Origin of the sequence: Curtobacterium sp. MCLR17_054 (assembly GCF_003234335.2) — a bacterium.
In the GTDB taxonomy this organism is placed as follows: domain Bacteria; phylum Actinomycetota; class Actinomycetes; order Actinomycetales; family Microbacteriaceae; genus Curtobacterium; species Curtobacterium flaccumfaciens.
In genome coordinates this window covers 863,018-882,609 of sequence record NZ_CP126263.1, presented here as the reverse complement: position 1 = coordinate 882,609, position 19,592 = coordinate 863,018, and the positions used below count along the sequence as shown (strand labels likewise).

Sequence of the window (19,592 nt, the reverse complement as noted above, 5' to 3'; positions counted from 1 at the left end):
GTCGGGAATTAAGCTTGTGCGGTTTCTTTCATTGCGGATACGGCACGATCACGGTACTCCGTCAACCGGGCGTAGTGATTGTCGATGCTCTCGTTGTGTTCCCGTAGATACGCGCCGAGAACATCGCGTATGTGGCCGGCGATCCAGCGGCACTCTTGCGCTGGCGAGTCCTTGTCGATGTCTCCGATTGCGTAGCGGGCTGAGACGCCTTCGATGCCGGAGATGCCGTGGTAGACACCGTGGCGGACCCGCTGGTCGGAGATGATGGCGGCGCGGGTGCTGATGCGTCGAAGGATCGTCTCGTGGAGGTCCTTGAATCGTCCCTCGTCATCCGGGGTCTCGGCATGCCATGTGTCGAGCAGTTCCAGCGTGCTCTCAAGAGCTTTCTCCGCTGCGATCATGCCTCGGTCGCGCAGTTCATCTTCGAGTTCGTGGGCACGGCGGGTTTTCGCGTTCTTGCCCTCACGGAAGCTCGTCGCGAGCTGATTGATGAGCGCGCCAGCGATGGCGGCTCCGGCTCCGATGCCTCCGCTGACTACGGAGGCCCAGGGGAACGGGTCAGTCATGGTGTGACGGTACTGACTCTTCGTCGCCTTCGGTGCCCCCAGTTAGCGTCCCCCACCAGGCACGAGCGGCGGACCGCATGTCGAAGTCGCTCGCGTCTGTGATCTTGTATGCGGGCTCGAGGTACAGGACGGTGAGGTGGAGGGTGACGCCGAAGAGGACGTCGGGCCATGCGTCGGGACCGAGCGTGCGGTCGACGTGCCATTTGTGCTTGGACACGATCGCGCTGAGCTCAGGTGGGTTGTCCGACGTAGCGGCGAGCTCGGTGGCAAGGGTGAACGCTGCGAGGCCGATGGATCCCATGCCGGCGACGCTGCTGGGGTTGCCATCCTTGTCTTCGTAGAGCTGACCGGCGAGTGCCCGGTTGCCCGCCGCTTCAAGTTCACTGAGGTAGATGTCGACCCAGCGGTTGCTGTCGTTGGTCACGGTTCGTCCTAACGGTCGTGGTGCAGCCCGAAGGCTGGGTGATTGAGTCGCGGGCACGTGGGGTCGTGCTCGAGGACGGCATGGGTGATGCCGGGCCCGGAGATGTCGATGACTGCAGCGGCGGAGCAGTCGGGGCAGGCAACGGTGATCGGGTTCATGCCACGCCCTCGAACATGTCGCCCTCGTAGGGGGTGTTAGAAGCGTTAGGAGTGTTAGAACCGGCTTCGGTACTAACAGATCTAACGGAACTAACAGGGCCATAGAGGCCTCGTGATGGCTGCAAGATGCGCCTCGCGTCCACCGCGCGCTTGAGGTACACGTCGAGCTGAGCCACCGGGATAGTCGGCAGCAGGTGCTGAATCTCCTGACGCGAGACCGGAGCATCGGCCTGGTAGATGACGCCGATGATGTCGACCATCCGGTCCCCCACGCCGGTGGACACCTTGATTGCTTCAGCCGCCGCGCGGGCAGCTTCCAGCCCTCCGCCGTTGAGCGCCCAGGCTCCGGAGTCGGACAGCAGCAGTGCGTACTCCCCCTCTTTCGCATCACGGGAGGTGACATGCAGCGTCGCGCTCTGCTCCTGTCGCTCACGGCGCAGCACGAGAACGGTGTCAGCAGCTCCTGCGATGCCCTGGGTGCCGCTCACGGCATCCAGGAAATCGTCTCCGCCGCTCTTGCGGGTGTGGTGGACGATGATGAGGGACGAGCCCGGTTCGGCGTCTGTGGTGGCCTTGAGCGCGCCAAGGAACTCGTAGTCTGCGGCGTACTGCGACTTCGTTGCTGCGGTACTCGGCAGCACCTTCCCGAGGGTGTCGAGGATGACGACGGGGTTCTGGTCAATGTTGCGGGAGATGAACTCCCTGATGGCTGGGATGACCTGACCGCCATCATGTCGATGCGCATTGAGGGCGAGGCGAACACTGACTACGAGCCCGAGATCGAAGTCACCTTCGATGTGTCCGAGAGCCGGTATCGGCCGACGTTCATCGGCGTCCGCGCGGATGAAGTCAACGGAACGATGCTGCGCACGGTGCGGGTGACGGACTACCTCCGCGGAGCCGCGCGGCTTGCGATCTTCTCTTCGATCGATGCCGACGACGAGCAGGAACCACTCGCTGCGCTATTCGACTTCGCGGGCGGAGAATCGATTTTCGGGAACGAGTTTGCTTTGTGGCTTGCCTCGAACGGCCCATCCGACCTCGCGATCGCTCACGTCGGCTTCAGCTACGTGTTCGCTCTCCTAGCCGCGGAGCCGCCAGCGAAGTCCGTGCAGCGCGACCTCCGGCTGACTGCGCGCACCGCTGACAACTGGATTGCCAGGGCTCGTAGCCGTGGTCTGCTCGAACCAGCTGCCGAAAGCGAGAATCCGCAGGCGCAGCTCGACGCTTGGCGCGATGTGATGAGCCGCTACGAAGGGATGCCGGCGGATGAGTGACGTCTACAAGCGCCCGGATGGGAAGTATCGAGCTCGATTCGAGTGGCGGGACGATGAGGACCGGAGACGCGAGTCGACGAAGGTCTTCCGTCTAAAGAGCGACGCGCAGAACTGGCTCGACGATCAGCGCGTTGCTTGGAAGACCGGCGGCTGGGTCGATCCGAACGTCAGCGTCGCCACGCTCCAGCAGTTCTTCGACCAGTGGGCACCACGTCAGGTTTGGGAGCCGACGACGGCCACCGCGATGACGCTCGCCGTGAACAAGTGCACGTTTCGCTCGGTGCGGCTCGACAAGCTGCGCCGGTCCCATGTCGAGCAGTGGGTCAAGACCATGACGGCGGATCTCGCCGCGTCCACTGTGCACACTCGGGTGAACAACGTGCGCAGCGTTCTGCGAGCCGCGGTGCGGGATAAGTACCTTGCCGCTGACCCATCCGAGGGAGTCGTGCTCCCGCGACGCCGCCGTGCTGCTCAGGCGATGAGGATCCCAACTCCGGCGGAAGTCGGAGCCGTGATCGATACCGCGGACGACTGGTTCAAAACCTACGTTCGTCTCTGCGCATTCGCCGGCCTCCGCCTGGGAGAGGCTTCGGGCATTCAACTGGGTGACGTCGCGTTCCTCGAGCGGCGTCTACAAGTCCGCCGTCAGGTTCAGCGTGCGGTTGGTCAGGACGTCCGCGTGTCCCCTCCGAAGTACGGTTCGGAGCGCGACATATACATCCCATCCGAGCTCACGGAAGCGATTCCTACGCACGTCTCCGAGATCGGAGTGCGCGGTGCCGAGCAGCGGCTGTTCATCGGCTCTGGTGGCAACCCGCCCCACGGGAACACCATCCACTACTGGTGGACGAAGACGGTTGCCGCCGCCGGAGTCGAGCCGTTCAAGTTGCACGACTGCCGGCACTTCTTCGCGTCGGGCCTCATCGCAGAGGGATGCGACGTCGTGACGGTGCAGCGGGCGCTTGGGCACCACTCTGCGACGGTGACGTTGAGCACGTACGCGCACCTCTGGCCGAACGCCGAGGACCGTACGCGTGCTGCGACGTCGAGTCTGATGCAGCAGGTTTCGGATGCAAATGCGGCACCAGTGCGGCACGCGGACGCTCAGTAGCCCTACAGCCGCTTGTTCTAACCAGTCTCAGTTGTTGAAGCGGAACTCCACCACGTCGCCGTCCTGCATGACGTAGTCCTTGCCCTCGATGCGGGCCTTGCCGGCAGCGCGGGCGTCGGCGATCGAGCCGGTCGCGACCAGGTCGTCGAACGAGATGACCTCGGCCTTGATGAAGCCCTTCTCGAAGTCGGTGTGGATGACGCCGGCAGCCTGGGGAGCCTTCCACCCCTTGCCGATCGTCCACGCACGGGCTTCCTTCGGACCGGCCGTCAAGTAGGTCTGCAGTCCGAGGGTGTCGAACCCGATGCGGGCCAGCTGGTCGAGGCCCGACTCGGTCTGACCGGTCGACTCGAGCAGCTCGGCGGCGTCGGCAGGGTCGAGGTCGATGAGCTCCGACTCGACCTGGGCGTCGAGGAACACGGCCTGCGCCGGTGCGACGAGCGCGGCCAGTTCGGCCTTGCGGGACTCGTCGGTCAGGATCGCCTCGTCGACGTTGAAGACGAAGATGAAGGGCTTGGCGCTGAGCAGGCCGAGCTCGGCGATCGGCGACAGGTCGATCTTGGTGGCGGACAGCAGGGTGCCCTGCTCGAGCGCGGCACGGGCCTCGCGAGCGGTCTCGAGCACGATCGGCTCGGTCTGCTTGAGCTTCACGGTCTTCTCGTACCGCGGGAGCGCCTTGTCGATGGTCTCCATGTCGGCGAGGATCAGCTCGGTGTTGATGACCTCGAGGTCGTCCTTCGGGGAGACCTTGTTCGCGACGTGCACGACGTCGTCGTCGGTGAAGCCTCGGACGACCTGCGCGATGGCGTCGGCCTCGCGGATGTTGGCGAGGAACTTGTTGCCCAGGCCTTCGCCCTCGCTCGCGCCCTTGACGATGCCCGCGATGTCGACGAACGACACCGGCGCCGGCACGGTCTTCTCCGAGTGGAAGAGCTCAGCGAGCTGGTCGAGCCGCGAGTCGGGCAGGTTCACCACCCCGACGTTCGGCTCGATCGTCGCGAACGGGTAGTTCGCGGCGAGGACCTGGTTCTTGGTCAGGGCGTTGAACAGGGTCGACTTGCCGACGTTCGGGAGACCGACGATTCCGATGGTGAGAGCCACGGAAGAAGAGCCTACCGGCGGCGGCCCGTCGGAGCCGACCCGGGCCTCCAGTCCGTCCGTCAGGACAGCGGAGGCGATCCGCCCAGCGTGACGAGCCACAGGATCGCGACGAGCAGGCCGTGCGCCGATCCCGTCACCACGATCGCGACGGCGGCACCGGCCGCGATCAGCGCGGCGGCCACCCCGACGGCACGTCGCGTGGTGTGCGGCGCTGCGTCGACGCGCTCCGCCTGTGCCAACAGCTCGTCCATGTCCTGCGGTTCCCCCATGCGCCGAACCTAGTCCGTCGTCATCGGCGGACGAAGGGCCGTGATGCGGCGCTCGACGACGTCGAAGACGTCGGCCTGCAGCCGCTGCGATCGCCGCCAGTCCCCGGCACCTGCAGCGAGTGGTCGGCATGGTCGACGGTCTGGAGGCGCGCAGCCGTCCCCGAGACCCGCTCCGGCCGCCACATGGTGTCGTCTCCACCCCCGATCGCGTCGTGCACGTCGGTGGCAGCGGCGAGCGCTGTGGCCACGTCGTCATGGGTGAGGACCGGGGTGAGCCAGACGCCGGGCACCTCGTGGCGGATCGCCCACGGCAGGGCGAAGCAGCCGAACGACTTCGCGACGACGAGGTCGGGCAGCCGGTCCCCCAGGGCGGCGGCGACAGCGGTCTCGACGAACCTGACCGGATCGGCACCGGCAGCGTCGTCGACGTGCCACCGTGGCGCGAGGACCTCGCACCCGGCCGCGGCGGCGATCTCGTTCGTCCACCAGAGCAGCGGCGCCTGCTGCCCGTAGCCGGACCCGGCGAGCACCAGGACGAGCGGACGGCGGTCGGTCTCGTTCCCCATGCGCCGACAGTAGCCACACGCAACGCCGACGGGAACGGAGGTCGATGTCGGAACCCCGTGCGACGATCGGGACCGTGCCGTTGAACTTCACCGCGATCGACTTCGAGACCGCCAACAGCTCGCCCGCCAGCGCCTGCTCCGTCGGGCTCGTGAAGGTCCGCGCCGGCCGGGTCGTCGATCGTGCGTCGTGGTTCATCCGCCCGCCGTTCGGGCACGACGCGTTCCTGGAGTGGAACACGCGGATCCACGGCATCGTCGCCGAGGACGTCACGCACGCCAAGACGTGGGAGCAGCAGTACCCCGACCTGGTGGCCTTCGCCGAGGGTGACGTCCTGGTGGCGCACAACGCCCGCTTCGACATGGGTGTCATCGCCGGTGGGTGCTCCGCGACGGGGATCGACCTGGCCGAGCACCACTCGCTGTGCTCCCTGGCGGTCGCCCGCAAGACCTACACGCTCGACTCGTACCGTCTGCCGGTCGCCGCGATGGCCGCCGGCTTCGAGGGCTTCCAGCACCACGACGCCGCCGCCGACGCCGAGGCCTGCGCCGCGATCGTCGTGCACGCAGCCGGGCACCACGGGGTCGAGACGGTCGAGGCGCTCGGCGCGGTGACCCGGGTGACGATCGCCCCGGTCCGTGCGCGTGCCGAGAAGCCGAAGGCCGCGAACCAGCCGCGGCTGTCGAACCGGCCGATGGTGTTCGCCGACTGAGGGTCTGCGCTGACTGACGGTCTGCGCTGACTGACGGTGTTCGCCGACTGACGCAACGCCCGCTGCGCGCGGCCGGGGTGCCACATCCCCGGTGGTATTGTCACGACAATGCCGTCGGCACCGACGCCGGCATCTCCGCACGTGTGAAGGACCGCGATGACCAACGAAGGCCAGCTGCCGTCCGACCTGTTCATGGACCTGGACCGGTCGGGTCCCATGCCCCTCTACTTCCAGGTCGCCTCGCGCATCGAGGAGTCGATCCGCTCCGGCGCGATGCCACCAGGGGCCCGGCTCGAGAACGAGATCGCCCTCGGTGAGCGTCTCGGTCTGTCGCGGCCGACGATCCGTCGCGCGATCCAGGACCTCGTCGACAAGGGTCTGCTGGTGCGCCGCCGGGGCATCGGGACCCAGGTCGTACATGGGCCGGTGACCCGCAAGGTCGAGTTGACGAGCCTGTACGACGACCTGGCGCAGGGTTCGCAGGCTCCGGCGACGAAGCTCCTGCAGCGCAACGACGTCCCCGCGTCCGACGAGGTCGCCGCGGCGCTCAGCATCGAGCCCGGCACGACCGTCGCGCACATCCGGCGGGTGCGGTTCGCCGAGGACGTCCCGATGGCGATCCTCGAGAACTACCTGCCGCCGGAGTTCCTCGACCTGACCGACGAGGACCTGCAGGCGTACGGGCTGTACCAGCTGCTGCGCGGCCGCGGCGTGACGATGCGGGTGGCGAAGCAGCGGATCGGGGCCCGTGCGGTCACCGACGAAGAGGCCGGCCTGCTCGAGATCGAAGACGGCGACCCGGTGCTCACGATGAGCCGCACCGCGTACGACGCCTCGGGCCGTGCGGTCGAGTACGGCGTGCACTGCTACCGCCCCGACCGGTACTCGTTCGAGGTCACGCTCGTCGACAAGTAGGTCGCTCGGCGAGGGGTCACGACACGCTGTCGGTGATGCGCCGAGTGGTCACGAACTGTCGCCCGGAGGCCCGGCCACCGACAGTTCGTGACCACTCGGCGGAACTGAGCGGGGTGTCGTGACCACCCCGCACCCGCACCACCTCAACCGAGCGCGGGCACCCCGAGCTCACCGGTGACGTACTGGGCCCGTCCGAATCCGAACGACCAGTCCTGCGGCCCGTTCTCGACGTAGCCGATGAAGACGTCCTCGGACGCGACACCGACCGTTGCCAGGGCGTCGTGGATCGCCCGGTACAGCGCCGCCTTCGCTTCGTCGGTCCGCCCGCGCTGCGTGAACACCTGGATGACGATGACACCCTCGGTGCGCTCGAACCCCAGGCCGGCGTCCTCGGCGATGATCTGCTGCGCCGGGTGCTCGGTGATCACCTGGAACCGGTCCCGCACCGGGATCCCGTACACGTCGACGATGGCCTGGTGGATGGCGTCGGCGATGCCACGGACGGCCTCCGGCGTGCGGCCGGTGGCGAGGTTGATACGGACGAGCGGCATGGTGCCTCCTGGTTGCTCGGACTTTGTCCTTACATACTAACAAGCAGACGCCGCCACGTGTCTAGAACCTCGGCGTCGGTGCCCCGTACGTCAGCGGCCCGTCGACACGAGCGACGTCGTGCCACGCGCCGTCGACCAGCGAGGCCTCCGCTGCCTCGACGATCGACGCCGCAGCCAGCCCGTCGGCGACCGAGGGTGCGAGCTGCTCCCCGCGCCGCACGCTCGCGATGAACTGCGCCGCCTCGATCGTCTTCAGGTCGTCGTAGCCCATCGCGGTCCCGGCGCCGGGCTGGAAGCGACCGAAGTCGCCGTCCCCGGGAGCGACGTAGTGCGTGGCGTACCCGTCGACCTCTTGCCCGTCCAGGTACACCTCGAGCTCGTTGAGGCGTTGGAAGTCCCACCGGACCGAACCGCGGGTGCCGTAGATCTCGAGCGTGTACTCGGCGTGCGGCCCACGCATGACCCGACTCGAGTCCATCGTGCCGACCGCACCTTCCTCGAACCGGAACAGCAGGGCGGCGTAGTCCTCGTTCTCGACGGCACCCAGCTCGCCGGTCGCCGCGGCACTGCGGTCGACGATGCCGGCACCCGGGCGGGGCCGCGACTCGATGAACGTCTCGGCGAGCGCACTGACCGAGGCGATCCGGCCGACCACGTACTGCGCCAGGTCGAGTCCGTGCGACAGCAGGTCGCCGAGCACACCCGATCCGGCACGCTCACGCTCGAAGCGCCAGGTCAGCGGTGCAGCAGGGTCGGACGAGTAGTCGGCGAGCAACGATCCGCGCACGTTCGTGATGCGTCCGAGCCGCCCGCTGCGGACGAGTTCGCGGGCGCGATCGATCGCCGGGGCGTGCCGGTAGTTGAAGCCGACGCTCGTGATGACGCCGGCCCGCTGCACCGCCTGGTGGATGGAGCGCGAGTCGCTGGCGTACCGGCCCATGGGCTTCTCGATCCAGAACGGCTTGCCCGCCTCGGCCGCGGCGACGGCCATCTCGCGGTGCAGGAAGTTCGGCGAACAGATCGACACGACGTCGACCGCCGGGTCGGCGAGGACCTCGTGGTAGTCGGCGACGGCCCGCTCGTACCCGAGCCGGGTCACCGCCTGGTCGCGTGCCGCCTCGATCGGGTCGGCCGCGACGACGAGCCGCGGCTGGACGCCGAGCTCCGGGAAGTGGTCCGGCAACGCTCGGTAGGCACGCGAGTGCAACCGCCCCATCCAGCCGACCGAGATCAGCCCGACGCCGATGCTGTCCATGGAGAACTCCTTCGTTCAGGTGACGCGCATTGGAGCGCGACAACGAGCGTAGCCGATGCGGCGGACTTTGTCAGCACATGAAGCAACCGCCTGGAGGCCCGGTGCCGGTCTCGGGGACCGGCACCGGGCCTCCAGGCTGGTGCGTCAGCGCGCGGGGCGCGACCCGTGGTTGCGACCGCGGATCGCACCGCGCATCAGACCGCGTCTTGGATCGCTTCTCAGATCGCGGGGACGATGATGTCGCGGACCAGGGCATCGAGCTTCGCGTCGGCGTCCAGGAACTGCCGGAGCGTCGTCACGGTCGCACCGAAGCGGTCGAACTCGTCGATCGTCATGCCGTCCACGTCGTAACCGCGGGCGAACTCCGGCGTCGCGGCCCGGAGCGCCTCGATGACGTGCACGGGGACCTCGTCGTCGATGGCGTGCGGACGGAACGGGAACGCGTTGTCGTTGATGTCCTTCGTCCACTGGAACGGCGGCGACACCACCAGGTCCCCGCCCTGGAACTCCGACCACTGCAGTGCGTTGCGGAACGCGGCGACCAGCACGCGCGACCGGAACCCACGCTCCTGGAAGACGCGGTAGGCGTTCTTCACCGCGGCGACACCGGCCCACTCGAGGATGCCCGGGTCCACCATCACGTGGTCGCGCTTGACGACGGTCTTCAGCCAGTCGTCGAAGCGGCCGGCCATCAGGGTGACGACATGACCGAACTCCTGCTCCGGCTGGCCCTCGGCAGCACGGCGGTCGAGGGCGCGCTCGATGGCCTCGCCCACGGCGACGACCTGCGGCACGGTGAACGACACCGTGGCGTTGATGGAGACCCCGCGGTAGGCGGCTTCCTCGATCGCGGCGATGCCGACCTTGGTGGCGGGGATCTTCACGATGATGTTCGGCGCGAGCTGCGAGAACCGGACGGCCTGCTCGACGAGCGCGTCGGCATCACGGTGGAACCGGGGGTCCGTCTGCATGGACAGTCGACCGTTCCGGCCGCCGGACGCCTCGAACGCGGGCAGCAGCTGCGCCGCGGCGGCGATGGAGAGCTCCTCGACGGCCTTCCAGCCGATCCAGGACTCCCCCGCCGTCGGGTGCTCCTCGGCGATCTCGCGGATGCGCGGGACCCAGGTCTCCGGGTCCTGCTGGATGCAGGTGTACGCGATCACCGGGTTGCAGGTCGCACCGACGGCACCGTACTCGTGGATGGCGGTCGACAGTTCGCGCGGGTCGGCGGAGTCGTTCCACAGGGCGGTCGGGGTCTGTTCCGCGGCCTGCAGGGTGACCGGACGGGAGTCGGCGTCGGTGGACGCCTGCGTCTCGAGGGTGGTGGTCATCGGTGGAGTCCCTTCGTGATCGTGTCGAGCTGGAACCGCGACACCGCGTCGGCGTTCTCGTCCTCGGCGAAGACGCTCGAGACCGCGACGGTGTCCTCGCGCGCCGAGAAACCGACCCGGTCGAGTGCCGCCCAGAAGGCGTCGAAGTCGACGTCCGCCTGGCCGGCCGGCAGGTGCTGGTGCACGCGGACCGGGTTGCCGGGCGGGTTCGTGATGTAGCGCAGGCCGTGCGAGCGGCGGTGGTCGTACGCGTCGGCGACGTGGACCAGCTGCAGTGAGTCACCGGCGGCGTCGATGATCTCGTCCATGTTGCCGCCGTAGTGGAACGTGTGGCAGGCGACGTAGACGAAGCCGACGTGCTTCGAGTTCAGGCCGCGGATCACCCGGAGCGCCTCGAGCCCGTCCTCGACGAAGTCGTCGGGGTGCGGGTCGATGAGCACACGGATGCCGGCGTCCTCGATGATCGGCAGCAGTTCCTCCATCGACCGGTAGAACTGGTCCTCGGACTCCTCGGCACGCTCGGGGCGGCCGGAGAACTCCGTGTTGATGGTGTCCACGCCGAGGCGCTTCGTGATCTCGATGACCCGCTTCCACTTCCGCACCGCAGCCTGTCGGGCGTCCTCGTCCGGGCCCGACCAGCGCAGCACCGGCAGCACGCTCGCCACCTGGACCCCGGCGTCACGGCAGGCCGCGGCGAACGCGTCGACCAGGTCGTCGTCGGCCTTGGGGTGCCGGTAGAAGGGGATGAAGTCCTTGTGCGGGGTGAGCTGCAGGTACTCGTAGCCGAGCTCCGCGACCTTGCGCGGGAACTCGAGCAGCGACAGGTCGTGGTGGAACGGGGTCGGGTCGAGCGCGATCTTCGGCATCGATCAGGCCCCGGCGAGCGCGGCGGTCGCGTCGCTCGTCGCGTCGCTCGTCTCGTCGTAGAACGCCGGCTTGGTGACCGCGTACTCGACCACTTCGTGCGCGCCGGACTGCTGGGCCCGGACCGCGACCTCGGCGACGACGGAGGCGGTGTAGCCGTCCCAGGCACTCGGCCCGTCGATGCCACCGGTCCGGGCAGCGTCGACCCAGCGCTGGACCTCTTCGTCGTAGGCGGCACCGAAGCGCTCCTTGAAGGACGGCGTGACGCCCTGCGAGGTCGCTCCTGCTGCGACGAGCGAGAGCGACGTGTCGCGGCCGATGTAGGCGACACCGGACTCGAACACGGCGTCGGTGGTCACCTGGTAGCCGAACTGGGCGTTGACGTTGATCTCGACGATCGCCATGGTGCCGGACTCGGTGGTGAACAGGACGAACTGCGGCTCGGGCAGGTCGGCCGGCGCGAGGGAGTTCTTGCGCGGCTTCTTCACCTCGACGCTCGTGATCGCTTCACCGGTGAGGAACGGGATGATGTCGATCTCGTGGATCACCGAGTCGTGGATGAGCATCGGCTCGCTGAAGTTCGGCGGCGTCGTCGGGTTGCGGTGCGCCTGGTGCAGGGCGAGCAGGGCGCCGTTCGCCCCCGACTCGCGCAGGGCCTTGAGCTCCTGGTACCCGGCGTCGAACCGGCGCATGAAGCCGACCTGGATGACGGGCCGGGCGGCGTGCTGCTGCTCGAGCTCGACGATGCGCAGCGAGTCCTCGGCGCTGGTCGTCAGCGGCTTCTCGCACAGGACGGTGAGCCCGCGCTCGAGCGCGGTCACCAGGATCGGCTCGTGCAGGAAACCGGGCGTCGCGATGATGACGGCGTCGATGTCGGTCTGCTCGAGCGCCTCGTCGAAGGACGCGGCGGTGATCGCGCCGGGCGCCAGGGCGGCTGCCGCGGCGGCACGGGCCTGGTCGGGCTCGACGACGGCGACGACGTCGGCGTTCGAGATCTTGGCGGTGATGCGGCGGACGTGGTCGGCGCCCATCATGCCGGCGCCGACGACGGCGACGCGGAGGTTCTGCGTGGTGGTCATGGTGGTGTTCTCCTGGTGGTTGTTGACGCTGCGTGGACGGCGCGTCAGGAGGCGCGGGCGGCCGAGGTCGAGCCGAAGATGTGCTGGAAGGTGCGCTCGGCGATCGGGCCGGGGGCGTCGACGGAGCACCCGTACATGTCCTGCTCGACGATGCCGAAGACGTCCGGGTTGATCGCGGCGACGGCCTCGATGATCGGGGCGAGCTCCGGGGTGCCGTGCGGCGGCTCGGTCATGATGCCCTGCGACACAGCGGTGGCGAACGGCACGTCGTTCTTGAGCACGTCGAACAGCAGGTCGGTGTCGACCTGCTTGAGGTGCAGGTAGCCGATGCGCTCCGGGTGGGCGGCGATGAGCTTGAGGTTGTCGCCGCCGTAGTAGGCGAAGTGGCCGGTGTCGAGGCAGAGGTTCGTGTACTCGGGGTTCGTGACCTCGAGGAACCGCACGGTCTCCTTGTAGGTGCCGACGTGGCTGTCCGCGTGCGTGTGGAACTGCTGGTGGACGCCGTACTCCTCGAGCAGCGCCTTGCCGAGCTGGTCGTGGCCCTTGCCGAGCCGCTCCCACTGCTCGTCGGTGAGCGTGCGCGCCTCGAGCACCTCTTCGGTGGCGTCCGAGCGCCACAGGTCGGGGATCGTCACCAGGTGCTCGGCGCCGAGCTTCGCTGCCAGACCGGCGACCGCGACGGCCTGGTCCCACGCGCGCTGGAACTGGTCCTCGCCCTTGTGGAACCCGGTGAAGACCGTGCCCGCCGACAGCTTGAGCCCGCGGGACTCGAGCTCGTCGGACAGCTGCGACGGGTCGGTCGGCAGGTACCCGTACGGCCCGAGCTCGATCCACTCGTAGCCGGCGGCGGACGCCTCGTCGAGGAAGCGCTGCCACGGCACCTGCTTCGGGTCGTCCGGGAACCAGACGCCCCACGAGTCCGGGGCGGTGCCGATGCGGATCGAGGCGGGCGCCGCGTCGGTGGCGGGGCTGCCGATGGGGGTGGCGGTGTCGGTCATGACGTCGCTGTCGCTTTCTGTCTCGTGAACGGTTCAGCCGAGCAGCGGACGCTGCGTGGCGACCTGCTGCTCGTACTCGGCGCGGGCGGCCTGGGTGCTGGGGAGGGTGGAGGTCTGCGCGACCGGCACGTCCCACCAGCCTTCGCCCTCGGGGGCGTAGACCAGCGGGTCGGAGTTGATGTGCACCAGGGTGGTGTGGTCGTTCGCCTTCGCCTGACGCAGCGCGGCCTTCAGGTCCTCGATGCTGTCCGGGCCGGGCTGCACCTCGATGACGTCGACGCCGTACGAGCGGGCGTTGGCGGCGAGGTCGACGGGCAGGGGCTCGCCGTTCTCGAACGACTCGGTCTCGTCGAGGTACCGGTACTTCGTGCCGAAGCGCTCGGAGCCGACGGTCTCGGACAGGTGCCCGATCGACGCGTACCCGTGGTTCTGGATGAGCACGACGATGATCTTGATGCCCTCGGCCACGGCGGTGACGAGCTCGGTGTGCAGCATCAGGTAGCTGCCGTCACCGACCATCACGATCGCGTCGCGGTCCGGAGCCCCGCGTCGGACCCCGATGCCGCCGGCGATCTCGTAGCCCATGCAGGAGAACGCGTACTCGACGTGGTACCCGAGCTCGTCGCGCACCCGCCAGAGCTTGTGCAGGTCGCCGGGCAGCGAGCCCGCGGCCTGGATCACGACGTCGCGCGGGTCGGAGACCGACTGCACGGCGCCGATGATCTCGGGCTGGCCGGGCAGGTCCGCGCCGGACGGCGCGAACGCGCCGTCGACGGCGGCGTCCCACGCCGCCTTCAGCGCGGCGATCTCGGACGCGTAGCCGGGCTCGACGACGTACGCCGTGTCCGAGGTGAGCGACTCGGTCAGGGCGACCAGGGCCTCCCGGGCGTCCGCGATCAGCGGCAGCTGCGAACCGTGCTTGTAGGCGTCGAACGCGGCCACGTTGACGTTGACGAACGTGACGTCCGGGTTCTGGAACGCCGTGCGCGACGCCGTGGTGAAGTCGCTGTAGCGGGTGCCGATCCCGATGACGACGTCGGCCTGGGCGGCGATCGCGTTGGCGGCCGCGGTGCCGGTCGCACCGATCCCACCGAGGTACTGCGGGTGGTCCCAGACCAGGGATCCGCCGCCGGCCTGCGATGTACCGACCGGGATGCCGGTGGCCTCGACGAAGGCGCGGAGCTCGTCGGCGGCGTCCGAGTACAGCACCCCGCCGCCGGCCACGATGACCGGACGCCGACCGGCACGGATCGCGGCCACGGCACGCTCGAGCGGGCCACGCTCGGGCAGCGGACGGCGGATGTGCCACTCGCGCGGTTGCAGGAACGCGACGGGCACGTCGAACTCCTCGGCCTGGACGTCCTCGGGCAGGGCGATCGTCACCGCACCGGTCTCGGCCGGGTCGGTGAGGACCCGCATCGCGGCGAGGGCGATCGAGAACAGCTGCTCCGGACGCTCCACACGGTCGAAGTAGCGCGACAGCGGACGGAAGGCGTCGGTGACCTGCAACGACGTGTCGTGCGGCAGCTCGATCTGCTGGAGCACCGGGTCGGTGGTGCGCGTGGCGAAGGTGTCCGACGGCAGCAGCAGGGCCGGCAGCCGGTTCGTGGTGGCGAGTGCCGCGGCGGTCAGCATGTTGGCGGCACCCGGGCCCACCGACGCGGTCGACGCGTAGGTCGCACGGCGGCGGTGCATGCGGGCGAAGCCGACGGCCTCGTGCACCATCGCCTGCTCGTTGCGGGCCTGGTGGTACGGCAGCAACCCGGGCTGCTCGACGTGGAGCTGCTTGATGGCCTGACCGACCCCGGCGACGTTGCCGTGCCCGAAGATGCCGAAGATCCCCGGGATGGTGCGTTCGCGGACGTCGCCGTCGACGGTCCACTGGTTGGCCAGGAACTCGACGAGTGCCTGGCCGACCGTCATCTTCCGCGTGGTGGTGGTCACGCCTGCTTCCTTTCGTAGGGCAGTCGTGGGTCGATCGATTCCGATGCCCACGCCTGCCGGACCCACCCGTGGGCCGGGTCGTCGGTGATGTTCCAGACGCGCTCCGGGTCGGGCCCGGCCATCACGTTCAGGTAGTACATGTCGTAGCCCGGAGCGGCGACCGCCGGACCGTGCCAGCCGTACGGCACCAGGGCGACGTCGCCGGTCCGGACCTGCCGGAACTCGTCGATGGCGCGGTCGTCCGAGGCGTACGTGCGGTGCAGGGCGAACGGGTCGGCGGCCTCGGGCGCGATCGACTCGAGCCCACGGGACACCGCCGCCTCGTAGTAGTAGATCTCCTCGAGGTTCGACTCCGAACCGGGCACGTTCGTGTCGTGCTTGTGGGGCGGGTACGACGACCAGTTGCCGGCCGGCGTGATCACTTCGCACACGATGAACTTGACGGCGTCGAGCGCGGCCGGGGTGCCGAAGTTGTGCACCTGACGGCTCGACTGCCCGGCACCGCGGAGTTCCACGGGCACGTCCTGCCGGGCCACGTACGTGGTCGGCTTGACGGTGTCGGTGGGGGCTTCCGCGACGGCGAACCGACCGTTGCCGGTGATGGTGGCCGCGGAGCCGGAGCCCAGGTACAGGACGTCAGTGGGACCGTCGAAGACGCTCCCCCGCCCCTGCAGGGCCTGCTCGCCGTCGCCGGCAGCGCCCGAGTGGGTCACGTGGAACGACCCGGCGAGCGGCACGACGATGCGCTCCACGGCGTCGGCCGGGAGGCGCAGCTCGCCCCCGTCGGTCAGCGCGCCGGTCCGGAGCCCGGTGTGCGCCCACCCCTCGATGCGACCGTCGACCACGTCGGTCCAGCCCGCCTCGGGCCGGGAGCCCGCCGGGATGAACCACTGGTCGTGCTGGTGCTGTTCGTTCGCCATGCCGCGGGTCAGTTGTTCGACGGGAAGCCGAGGTTGATGCCGCCGTGCGACGGGTCGAGCCAGCGGCTCGTGATCGCCTTCTGGCGGGTGAAGAAGCTCACGCCGTCGGCCCCGTACGCCTTGTGGTCACCGAACAGCGAGTTCTTCCAGCCACCGAACGAGTAGTAGGCGACGGGCACCGGGATCGGGACGTTGATGCCGATCATGCCGACCTGCACGTCGCGCTGGAACCGTCGGGCGGCGCCACCGTCGTTCGTGAAGATGGCGGTGCCGTTGCCGTACGCGCCGGAGTTGATGAGCTCGAGGCCCTCTTCGTAGGTGGCGACCCGCACGACGCTCAGCACCGGACCGAAGATCTCCTCGGTGTAGACGCGGCTGGTGGTGGGCACCTGGTCGATCAGCGTCGGGCCCAGCCAGAAGCCGTTCTCGTCACCGTCGGGTCGGACGGTGCGGCCGTCCACCACAACCACCGCACCGTCCTGCTCTGCGACCTCGATGTACGAGGCGACCTTGTCACGGTGCTGCTTCGTGACGAGCGGGCCCATGTCGCACCCGCGACGACCGTCGCCGATGCGCAGGGTCGCCGCGCGGTCCTTGATCTTCTGGATGAGCTCGTCGGCCACCGGCTCGACGGCGACGACGACCGAGATCGCCATGCAGCGTTCACCGGCCGAACCGAAGCCGGCGTTGATCGCGTTGTCGGCGACCAGGTCGAGGTCGGCGTCCGGCAGGACGAGCATGTGGTTCTTCGCGCCACCGAGGGCCTGCACGCGCTTGCCGTGCTTGGTACCGGTCTCGTAGACGTACTGCGCGATGGGCGTGGAGCCGACGAACGAGATCGACTCGACGTCGTCGCTGGTGAGCAGGCCGTCGACGGACAGCTTGTCGCCGTTGAGGACGTTGAAGACGCCGTCGGGCAGCCCGGCCTCCTTGAACTTCTCGGCGAGCCAGATGGCCGCCGACGGGTCCTTCTCGCTCGGCTTCAGCACGACGGTGTTGCCCGCGGCGATCGCGATCGGCAGGAACCAGAGCGGCACCATCGCCGGGAAGTTGAAGGGGCTGATGATGCCCACGACGCCGAGCGGCTGGCGGATCGAGTAGACGTCGATGCCGGTCGAGACCTGGTCGGAGAACTCGCCCTTCATCAGGCTCGGGATGTTGGTGGCGAGCTCGACGACCTCTTGCCCACGGGCGATCTCACCCAGGGCGTCGTCGATGACCTTGCCGTGCTCGCTCGTGATGATCTCGGCCAGCTCGGCCTTGTCGCGGTTCAGGATCTCGCGGAACGAGAACAGGATCGCCTGGCGCTTGGCCAGTGACAGGTTGCTCCAGCCGGGGAACGCCGCCTTGGCGCTGCCGATGGCCGCCTGGATCTCGGACTCGTCGGCCAGCGCGACCTGCTTGGTCGCGACGCCGAGCGCCGGGTCGTACACGGGGGCGGTGTTGCCCGACGCGGATTCGACGCGCTTGCCGTCGATCCAGTGCCCGACGGTGGTGGTGGTCGTGTCGGTGAGCGTCATGCGTTGCTTCCTTCCGAGATGGACGAGTCCATGGTGGTGGCGCCCGCGAGCCGAGCGGCTGGGTCGTGGGCATCTGTGGAGAACCCGCCCCGGGCCTCCTGGCTGTGGACGAGACCGGCGGCCACGTCCACGGCGGCGGCGACGTCGCCGTCCGAGGGGTAGAGCAGGGTGCGTCCGACGACCAGGCCGCGGACACCGGGCAGGGCCAGGGCGTCAGCCCACTTGGCGTACGTCTCCAGCGGGCGCGAAGCCGGGTCGCCGCCGAGCAGCAGCGTCGGGAGCGTCGTCGCGGCCATCACGCGCTCCATGTCGTCGACGACGGGGATCTTGAGCCAGCTGTAGGCGCTGGATTCGCCGAGGCCCGCAGCGATCGCCATCGAGGTGATCACGGCGTCGGCCGACAGGTCGTTGACGACCCGGCCGTCCCGCCACTCGGACATGAACGGCTCGAGCATGATCGGCAGCTGGAGCGCCGCGGCCTCGCTGACGGCGCGGGCCGTGGCCTCGAGCGTCGGCGCGGTGCCCGAGTCCTCCAGGGCGATGCGCACCAGCAGCTTGGCGAAGTCGAGCCCGGAGTCCTTGATCGCCTGCGCCGAGTACGCCGTGTACCGGTCGTCCATCTCGAAGGTCGCGCCGCGGAGTCCACCGCGGTTCATCGACCCGACGACGACCTTGCCGTCGAGGGCACCGAGCAGCGCGAGGTCCTCGAGGATGTCGGGGGTGCCGAGCACGCCGTCGACCCCCGGCCGGCCGAGGGCCGTGACGAGCCGCTCGAGCAGGTCGTAGCGGTCCGCCATCGCGGACTCGTCGTCGCGCACCGCCAGCGCACCGCGTGCGGGGTGGTCGGCGGCGACGATGAAGAGCTTGCCGTCGTCGGCGAGCAGGGAGCGCTTGCGGCGGGCACCGAGCGTGGCACGCACCAGGTCCGGCTGGCCCGCACGGATGTCGCGGAGGCGCTGGAAGTCAGCGGGGCTGAGCTCAGGCATGGGTCTTCTCCTCGGTGTGCGTCTCACCCGTGTGCGTCGCACCCGTGTGCGTCGTGCCCTCGGCCGGGTTGTCGGTCAGGAACTGCTCGATCTCGTCGCTCGTCGGCATCGCCGTCGAGCACTCGAACCGCGTCGCGACGATCGCGCCGGCGGCGTTGCAGAACGCCAGGATCCGCTCGAGGCTCCAGCCCTGCAGCAGTCCGTGGGTCAGCGCGCCGCCGAAGCCGTCGCCCGAGCCGAGCCCGTTCACGACGTCGATGTGGTGCGGACGGAACTCGACGAACTCGTCGCGGGTCTTCGCCAGCACACCCTTCGGCCCCTGCTTGACGATCGCGATCTCGACACCGCGGTCGAGCAGCGCGTCGGCGGCGCGGACCGGGTCGGTCTCACCGACCGCCACCTCGCACTCCTCGCGGTTGCCGACGGCGACGGTGGCGTGCTCGAGGGCGATCGCGACCTCGCGCGTCGCGGCCTCGGGGCTCGACCAGAACATCGACCGGTAGTCCAGGTCCAAGACGGTGTGGGTCTTCGTGCTGTTCTGCGCGGCGGACCGGGCTTCGTACGCGACGTGATGCGCCTGTCGGCTCGGCTCCTCGCTGAGGCCGGTCACCGTGGTCCAGAAGATCTTCGCGCGCTCGATCTCGTGCAGCGGCAGGGACTTCGCCGTGATCATCAGGTCCGGCGCCTTCGGGGCCCGGTAGAAGTAGAGCGGGAAGTCGTCCGGCGGGAAGATCTCACAGAAGGCGACGGGGGTGTTCAGCCCCTCCACCGTCTCGACGAACGCGTTCGCGACCCCGTACTCGGGCAGTGTGCGGGCGATGTACCGGCCGAAGGGGTCGTTGCCCGTCCGGGTGATGACCGCGGCGTCCGCGCCGTGTCGAGCAGCGGCGATGGCGACGTTCGTGGCGCTGCCGCCGACGGACTTCGAGAAGGTCGAGACGTCCTCGAGCGGGCCGGTCTGCTGCGGGTAGATGTCGACGCTGACGCGTCCCATCGTGATCACGTCGTAGGCGTGGGGAGCTTGGTTCGTCATGCGACGCGGTGGAC

At 68.9% G+C, this 19,592-nt stretch carries 21 protein-coding genes; 4 read left to right on the top strand and 17 right to left on the bottom strand.

Going from position 1 to position 19,592, the window contains the following annotated elements:
- Positions 1-8: 8 nt before the first annotated feature.
- The 3 genes from DEJ08_RS04295 to DEJ08_RS04285 all read right to left on the bottom strand — a co-directional run bounded on the left by DEJ08_RS04295 (position 9) and on the right by DEJ08_RS04285 (position 1,789).
- Positions 9-566, bottom strand: coding sequence for a hypothetical protein (locus DEJ08_RS04295; protein WP_111054556.1), 558 nt, complete (start codon positions 564-566; stop codon positions 9-11).
- Positions 559-990 (bottom strand): hypothetical protein, encoded by a 432-nt coding sequence (locus DEJ08_RS04290; protein WP_111054557.1) that lies wholly within the window; start codon positions 988-990, stop codon positions 559-561. The genes DEJ08_RS04295 and DEJ08_RS04290 overlap by 8 nt, the downstream gene beginning before the upstream one ends.
- Positions 991-1,144: 154 nt before the next feature.
- Positions 1,145-1,789, bottom strand: coding sequence for an AAA family ATPase (locus tag DEJ08_RS04285; RefSeq protein ID WP_111054558.1), 645 nt, complete (start codon positions 1,787-1,789; stop codon positions 1,145-1,147).
- A 90-nt stretch (positions 1,790-1,879) separates the two neighbouring features.
- Here DEJ08_RS04285 and DEJ08_RS04280 point away from each other — a divergent pair, with 90 nt between their 5' ends.
- A complete protein-coding gene (locus DEJ08_RS04280; protein ID WP_111054559.1) occupies positions 1,880-2,425 on the top strand; it encodes a hypothetical protein in 546 nt (181 codons plus the stop codon).
- The gene (locus DEJ08_RS04275) at positions 2,418-3,536 is read left to right on the top strand and encodes a tyrosine-type recombinase/integrase (protein ID WP_111054560.1); all 1,119 of its coding nucleotides are present in this window, start codon (positions 2,418-2,420) and stop codon (positions 3,534-3,536) included. Before DEJ08_RS04280 ends, DEJ08_RS04275 begins: the two co-directional genes overlap by 8 nt.
- A 27-nt stretch (positions 3,537-3,563) precedes the next feature.
- Here the strand turns inward: DEJ08_RS04275 and ychF are convergent, their stop codons facing one another.
- From ychF to DEJ08_RS04260, 3 genes are read right to left on the bottom strand one after another with little or no spacing between them, the layout of a single operon-like run.
- A complete protein-coding gene (gene ychF, locus DEJ08_RS04270; RefSeq protein WP_111054561.1) occupies positions 3,564-4,637 on the bottom strand; it encodes a redox-regulated ATPase YchF in 1,074 nt (357 codons plus the stop codon).
- Positions 4,638-4,696: 59 nt separating this feature from the next.
- Positions 4,697-4,906, bottom strand: coding sequence for a hypothetical protein (locus DEJ08_RS04265; protein ID WP_111022593.1), 210 nt, complete (start codon positions 4,904-4,906; stop codon positions 4,697-4,699).
- 20 nt (positions 4,907-4,926) lie between these two features.
- Positions 4,927-5,472 (bottom strand): hypothetical protein, encoded by a 546-nt coding sequence (locus DEJ08_RS04260; RefSeq protein WP_111054562.1) that lies wholly within the window; start codon positions 5,470-5,472, stop codon positions 4,927-4,929.
- A gap of 44 nt (positions 5,473-5,516) precedes the next feature.
- Between DEJ08_RS04260 and DEJ08_RS04255 the strand changes: the two genes are divergently transcribed.
- Together DEJ08_RS04255 and DEJ08_RS04250 are read left to right on the top strand one after the other, a co-directional pair.
- On the top strand, positions 5,517-6,182 hold the full coding sequence (locus tag DEJ08_RS04255) for an exonuclease domain-containing protein (RefSeq protein ID WP_181435780.1): 666 nt from the start codon (positions 5,517-5,519) through the stop codon (positions 6,180-6,182).
- A gap of 156 nt (positions 6,183-6,338) precedes the next feature.
- Positions 6,339-7,097, top strand: a complete 759-nt coding sequence (locus tag DEJ08_RS04250; protein WP_027464530.1) for a GntR family transcriptional regulator — start codon at positions 6,339-6,341, stop codon at positions 7,095-7,097.
- A 143-nt stretch (positions 7,098-7,240) separates the two neighbouring features.
- On the opposite strand, the gene DEJ08_RS04245 is transcribed toward DEJ08_RS04250, so the two are convergent.
- The 11 genes from DEJ08_RS04245 to iolC form a co-directional block, all read right to left on the bottom strand.
- Positions 7,241-7,648, bottom strand: coding sequence for a tautomerase family protein (locus tag DEJ08_RS04245; protein ID WP_111054563.1), 408 nt, complete (start codon positions 7,646-7,648; stop codon positions 7,241-7,243).
- Positions 7,649-7,709: 61 nt separating this feature from the next.
- Positions 7,710-8,903 carry a Gfo/Idh/MocA family protein gene (locus DEJ08_RS04240; protein ID WP_111054564.1) on the bottom strand — a complete coding sequence of 398 codons (1,194 nt, stop codon included), beginning with the start codon at positions 8,901-8,903 and terminating at the stop codon, positions 7,710-7,712.
- 218 nt (positions 8,904-9,121) lie between these two features.
- Positions 9,122-10,234 (bottom strand): transaldolase family protein, encoded by a 1,113-nt coding sequence (locus DEJ08_RS04235; protein ID WP_111054565.1) that lies wholly within the window; start codon positions 10,232-10,234, stop codon positions 9,122-9,124.
- On the bottom strand, positions 10,231-11,100 hold the full coding sequence (locus DEJ08_RS04230; RefSeq protein ID WP_111054566.1) for a sugar phosphate isomerase/epimerase family protein: 870 nt from the start codon (positions 11,098-11,100) through the stop codon (positions 10,231-10,233). Before DEJ08_RS04230 ends, DEJ08_RS04235 begins: the two co-directional genes overlap by 4 nt.
- 3 nt (positions 11,101-11,103) lie before the next feature.
- A complete protein-coding gene (locus tag DEJ08_RS04225) occupies positions 11,104-12,177 on the bottom strand; it encodes a Gfo/Idh/MocA family protein (RefSeq protein WP_111054567.1) in 1,074 nt (357 codons plus the stop codon).
- Between the two features lie 44 nt (positions 12,178-12,221).
- Entirely contained in the window at positions 12,222-13,175 is a 954-nt protein-coding gene (locus DEJ08_RS04220) for a sugar phosphate isomerase/epimerase family protein (RefSeq protein ID WP_017887103.1), read from the bottom strand.
- A gap of 33 nt (positions 13,176-13,208) precedes the next feature.
- Entirely contained in the window at positions 13,209-15,098 is a 1,890-nt protein-coding gene (gene iolD, locus DEJ08_RS04215; protein WP_111054582.1) for a 3D-(3,5/4)-trihydroxycyclohexane-1,2-dione acylhydrolase (decyclizing), read from the bottom strand.
- Between the two features lie 17 nt (positions 15,099-15,115).
- Positions 15,116-16,039 (bottom strand): 5-deoxy-glucuronate isomerase, encoded by a 924-nt coding sequence (iolB, locus tag DEJ08_RS04210; RefSeq protein WP_111054568.1) that lies wholly within the window; start codon positions 16,037-16,039, stop codon positions 15,116-15,118.
- 8 nt (positions 16,040-16,047) lie between these two features.
- The gene (locus DEJ08_RS04205; protein ID WP_027464521.1) at positions 16,048-17,559 is read right to left on the bottom strand and encodes a CoA-acylating methylmalonate-semialdehyde dehydrogenase; all 1,512 of its coding nucleotides are present in this window, start codon (positions 17,557-17,559) and stop codon (positions 16,048-16,050) included.
- The gene (locus tag DEJ08_RS04200; RefSeq protein WP_111054569.1) at positions 17,556-18,545 is read right to left on the bottom strand and encodes a class I fructose-bisphosphate aldolase; all 990 of its coding nucleotides are present in this window, start codon (positions 18,543-18,545) and stop codon (positions 17,556-17,558) included. The genes DEJ08_RS04205 and DEJ08_RS04200 overlap by 4 nt, the downstream gene beginning before the upstream one ends.
- Positions 18,538-19,578 (bottom strand): 5-dehydro-2-deoxygluconokinase, encoded by a 1,041-nt coding sequence (iolC, locus tag DEJ08_RS04195; protein WP_110864409.1) that lies wholly within the window; start codon positions 19,576-19,578, stop codon positions 18,538-18,540. Before iolC ends, DEJ08_RS04200 begins: the two co-directional genes overlap by 8 nt.
- Between the last annotated feature and the right edge of the window lie 14 nt (positions 19,579-19,592).

Excerpts from the sequence above, each read along its gene's own strand:
- DEJ08_RS04295 (WP_111054556.1), bottom strand. The coding sequence starts at position 566 with ATGACTGACCCGTTCCCCTGGGCCTCCGTAGTCAGCGGAGGCATCGGA.
- DEJ08_RS04280 (WP_111054559.1), top strand. The coding sequence starts at position 1,880 with ATGTCGATGCGCATTGAGGGCGAGGCGAACACTGACTACGAGCCCGAG.
- DEJ08_RS04275 (WP_111054560.1), top strand. The coding sequence starts at position 2,418 with ATGAGTGACGTCTACAAGCGCCCGGATGGGAAGTATCGAGCTCGATTC.
- DEJ08_RS04265 (WP_111022593.1), bottom strand. The coding sequence starts at position 4,906 with ATGGGGGAACCGCAGGACATGGACGAGCTGTTGGCACAGGCGGAGCGC.
- DEJ08_RS04260 (WP_111054562.1), bottom strand. The coding sequence starts at position 5,472 with ATGGGGAACGAGACCGACCGCCGTCCGCTCGTCCTGGTGCTCGCCGGG.
- DEJ08_RS04255 (WP_181435780.1), top strand. The coding sequence starts at position 5,517 with ATGTCGGAACCCCGTGCGACGATCGGGACCGTGCCGTTGAACTTCACC.
- DEJ08_RS04250 (WP_027464530.1), top strand. The coding sequence starts at position 6,339 with ATGACCAACGAAGGCCAGCTGCCGTCCGACCTGTTCATGGACCTGGAC.
- DEJ08_RS04245 (WP_111054563.1), bottom strand. The coding sequence starts at position 7,648 with ATGCCGCTCGTCCGTATCAACCTCGCCACCGGCCGCACGCCGGAGGCC.
- DEJ08_RS04240 (WP_111054564.1), bottom strand. The coding sequence starts at position 8,903 with ATGGACAGCATCGGCGTCGGGCTGATCTCGGTCGGCTGGATGGGGCGG.
- DEJ08_RS04235 (WP_111054565.1), bottom strand. The coding sequence starts at position 10,234 with ATGACCACCACCCTCGAGACGCAGGCGTCCACCGACGCCGACTCCCGT.
- DEJ08_RS04230 (WP_111054566.1), bottom strand. The coding sequence starts at position 11,100 with ATGCCGAAGATCGCGCTCGACCCGACCCCGTTCCACCACGACCTGTCG.
- DEJ08_RS04225 (WP_111054567.1), bottom strand. The coding sequence starts at position 12,177 with ATGACCACCACGCAGAACCTCCGCGTCGCCGTCGTCGGCGCCGGCATG.
- DEJ08_RS04220 (WP_017887103.1), bottom strand. The coding sequence starts at position 13,175 with ATGACCGACACCGCCACCCCCATCGGCAGCCCCGCCACCGACGCGGCG.
- iolD (WP_111054582.1), bottom strand. The coding sequence starts at position 15,098 with ATGACGGTCGGCCAGGCACTCGTCGAGTTCCTGGCCAACCAGTGGACC.
- iolB (WP_111054568.1), bottom strand. The coding sequence starts at position 16,039 with ATGGCGAACGAACAGCACCAGCACGACCAGTGGTTCATCCCGGCGGGC.
- DEJ08_RS04205 (WP_027464521.1), bottom strand. The coding sequence starts at position 17,559 with ATGACGCTCACCGACACGACCACCACCACCGTCGGGCACTGGATCGAC.
- DEJ08_RS04200 (WP_111054569.1), bottom strand. The coding sequence starts at position 18,545 with ATGCCTGAGCTCAGCCCCGCTGACTTCCAGCGCCTCCGCGACATCCGT.
- iolC (WP_110864409.1), bottom strand. The coding sequence starts at position 19,578 with ATGACGAACCAAGCTCCCCACGCCTACGACGTGATCACGATGGGACGC.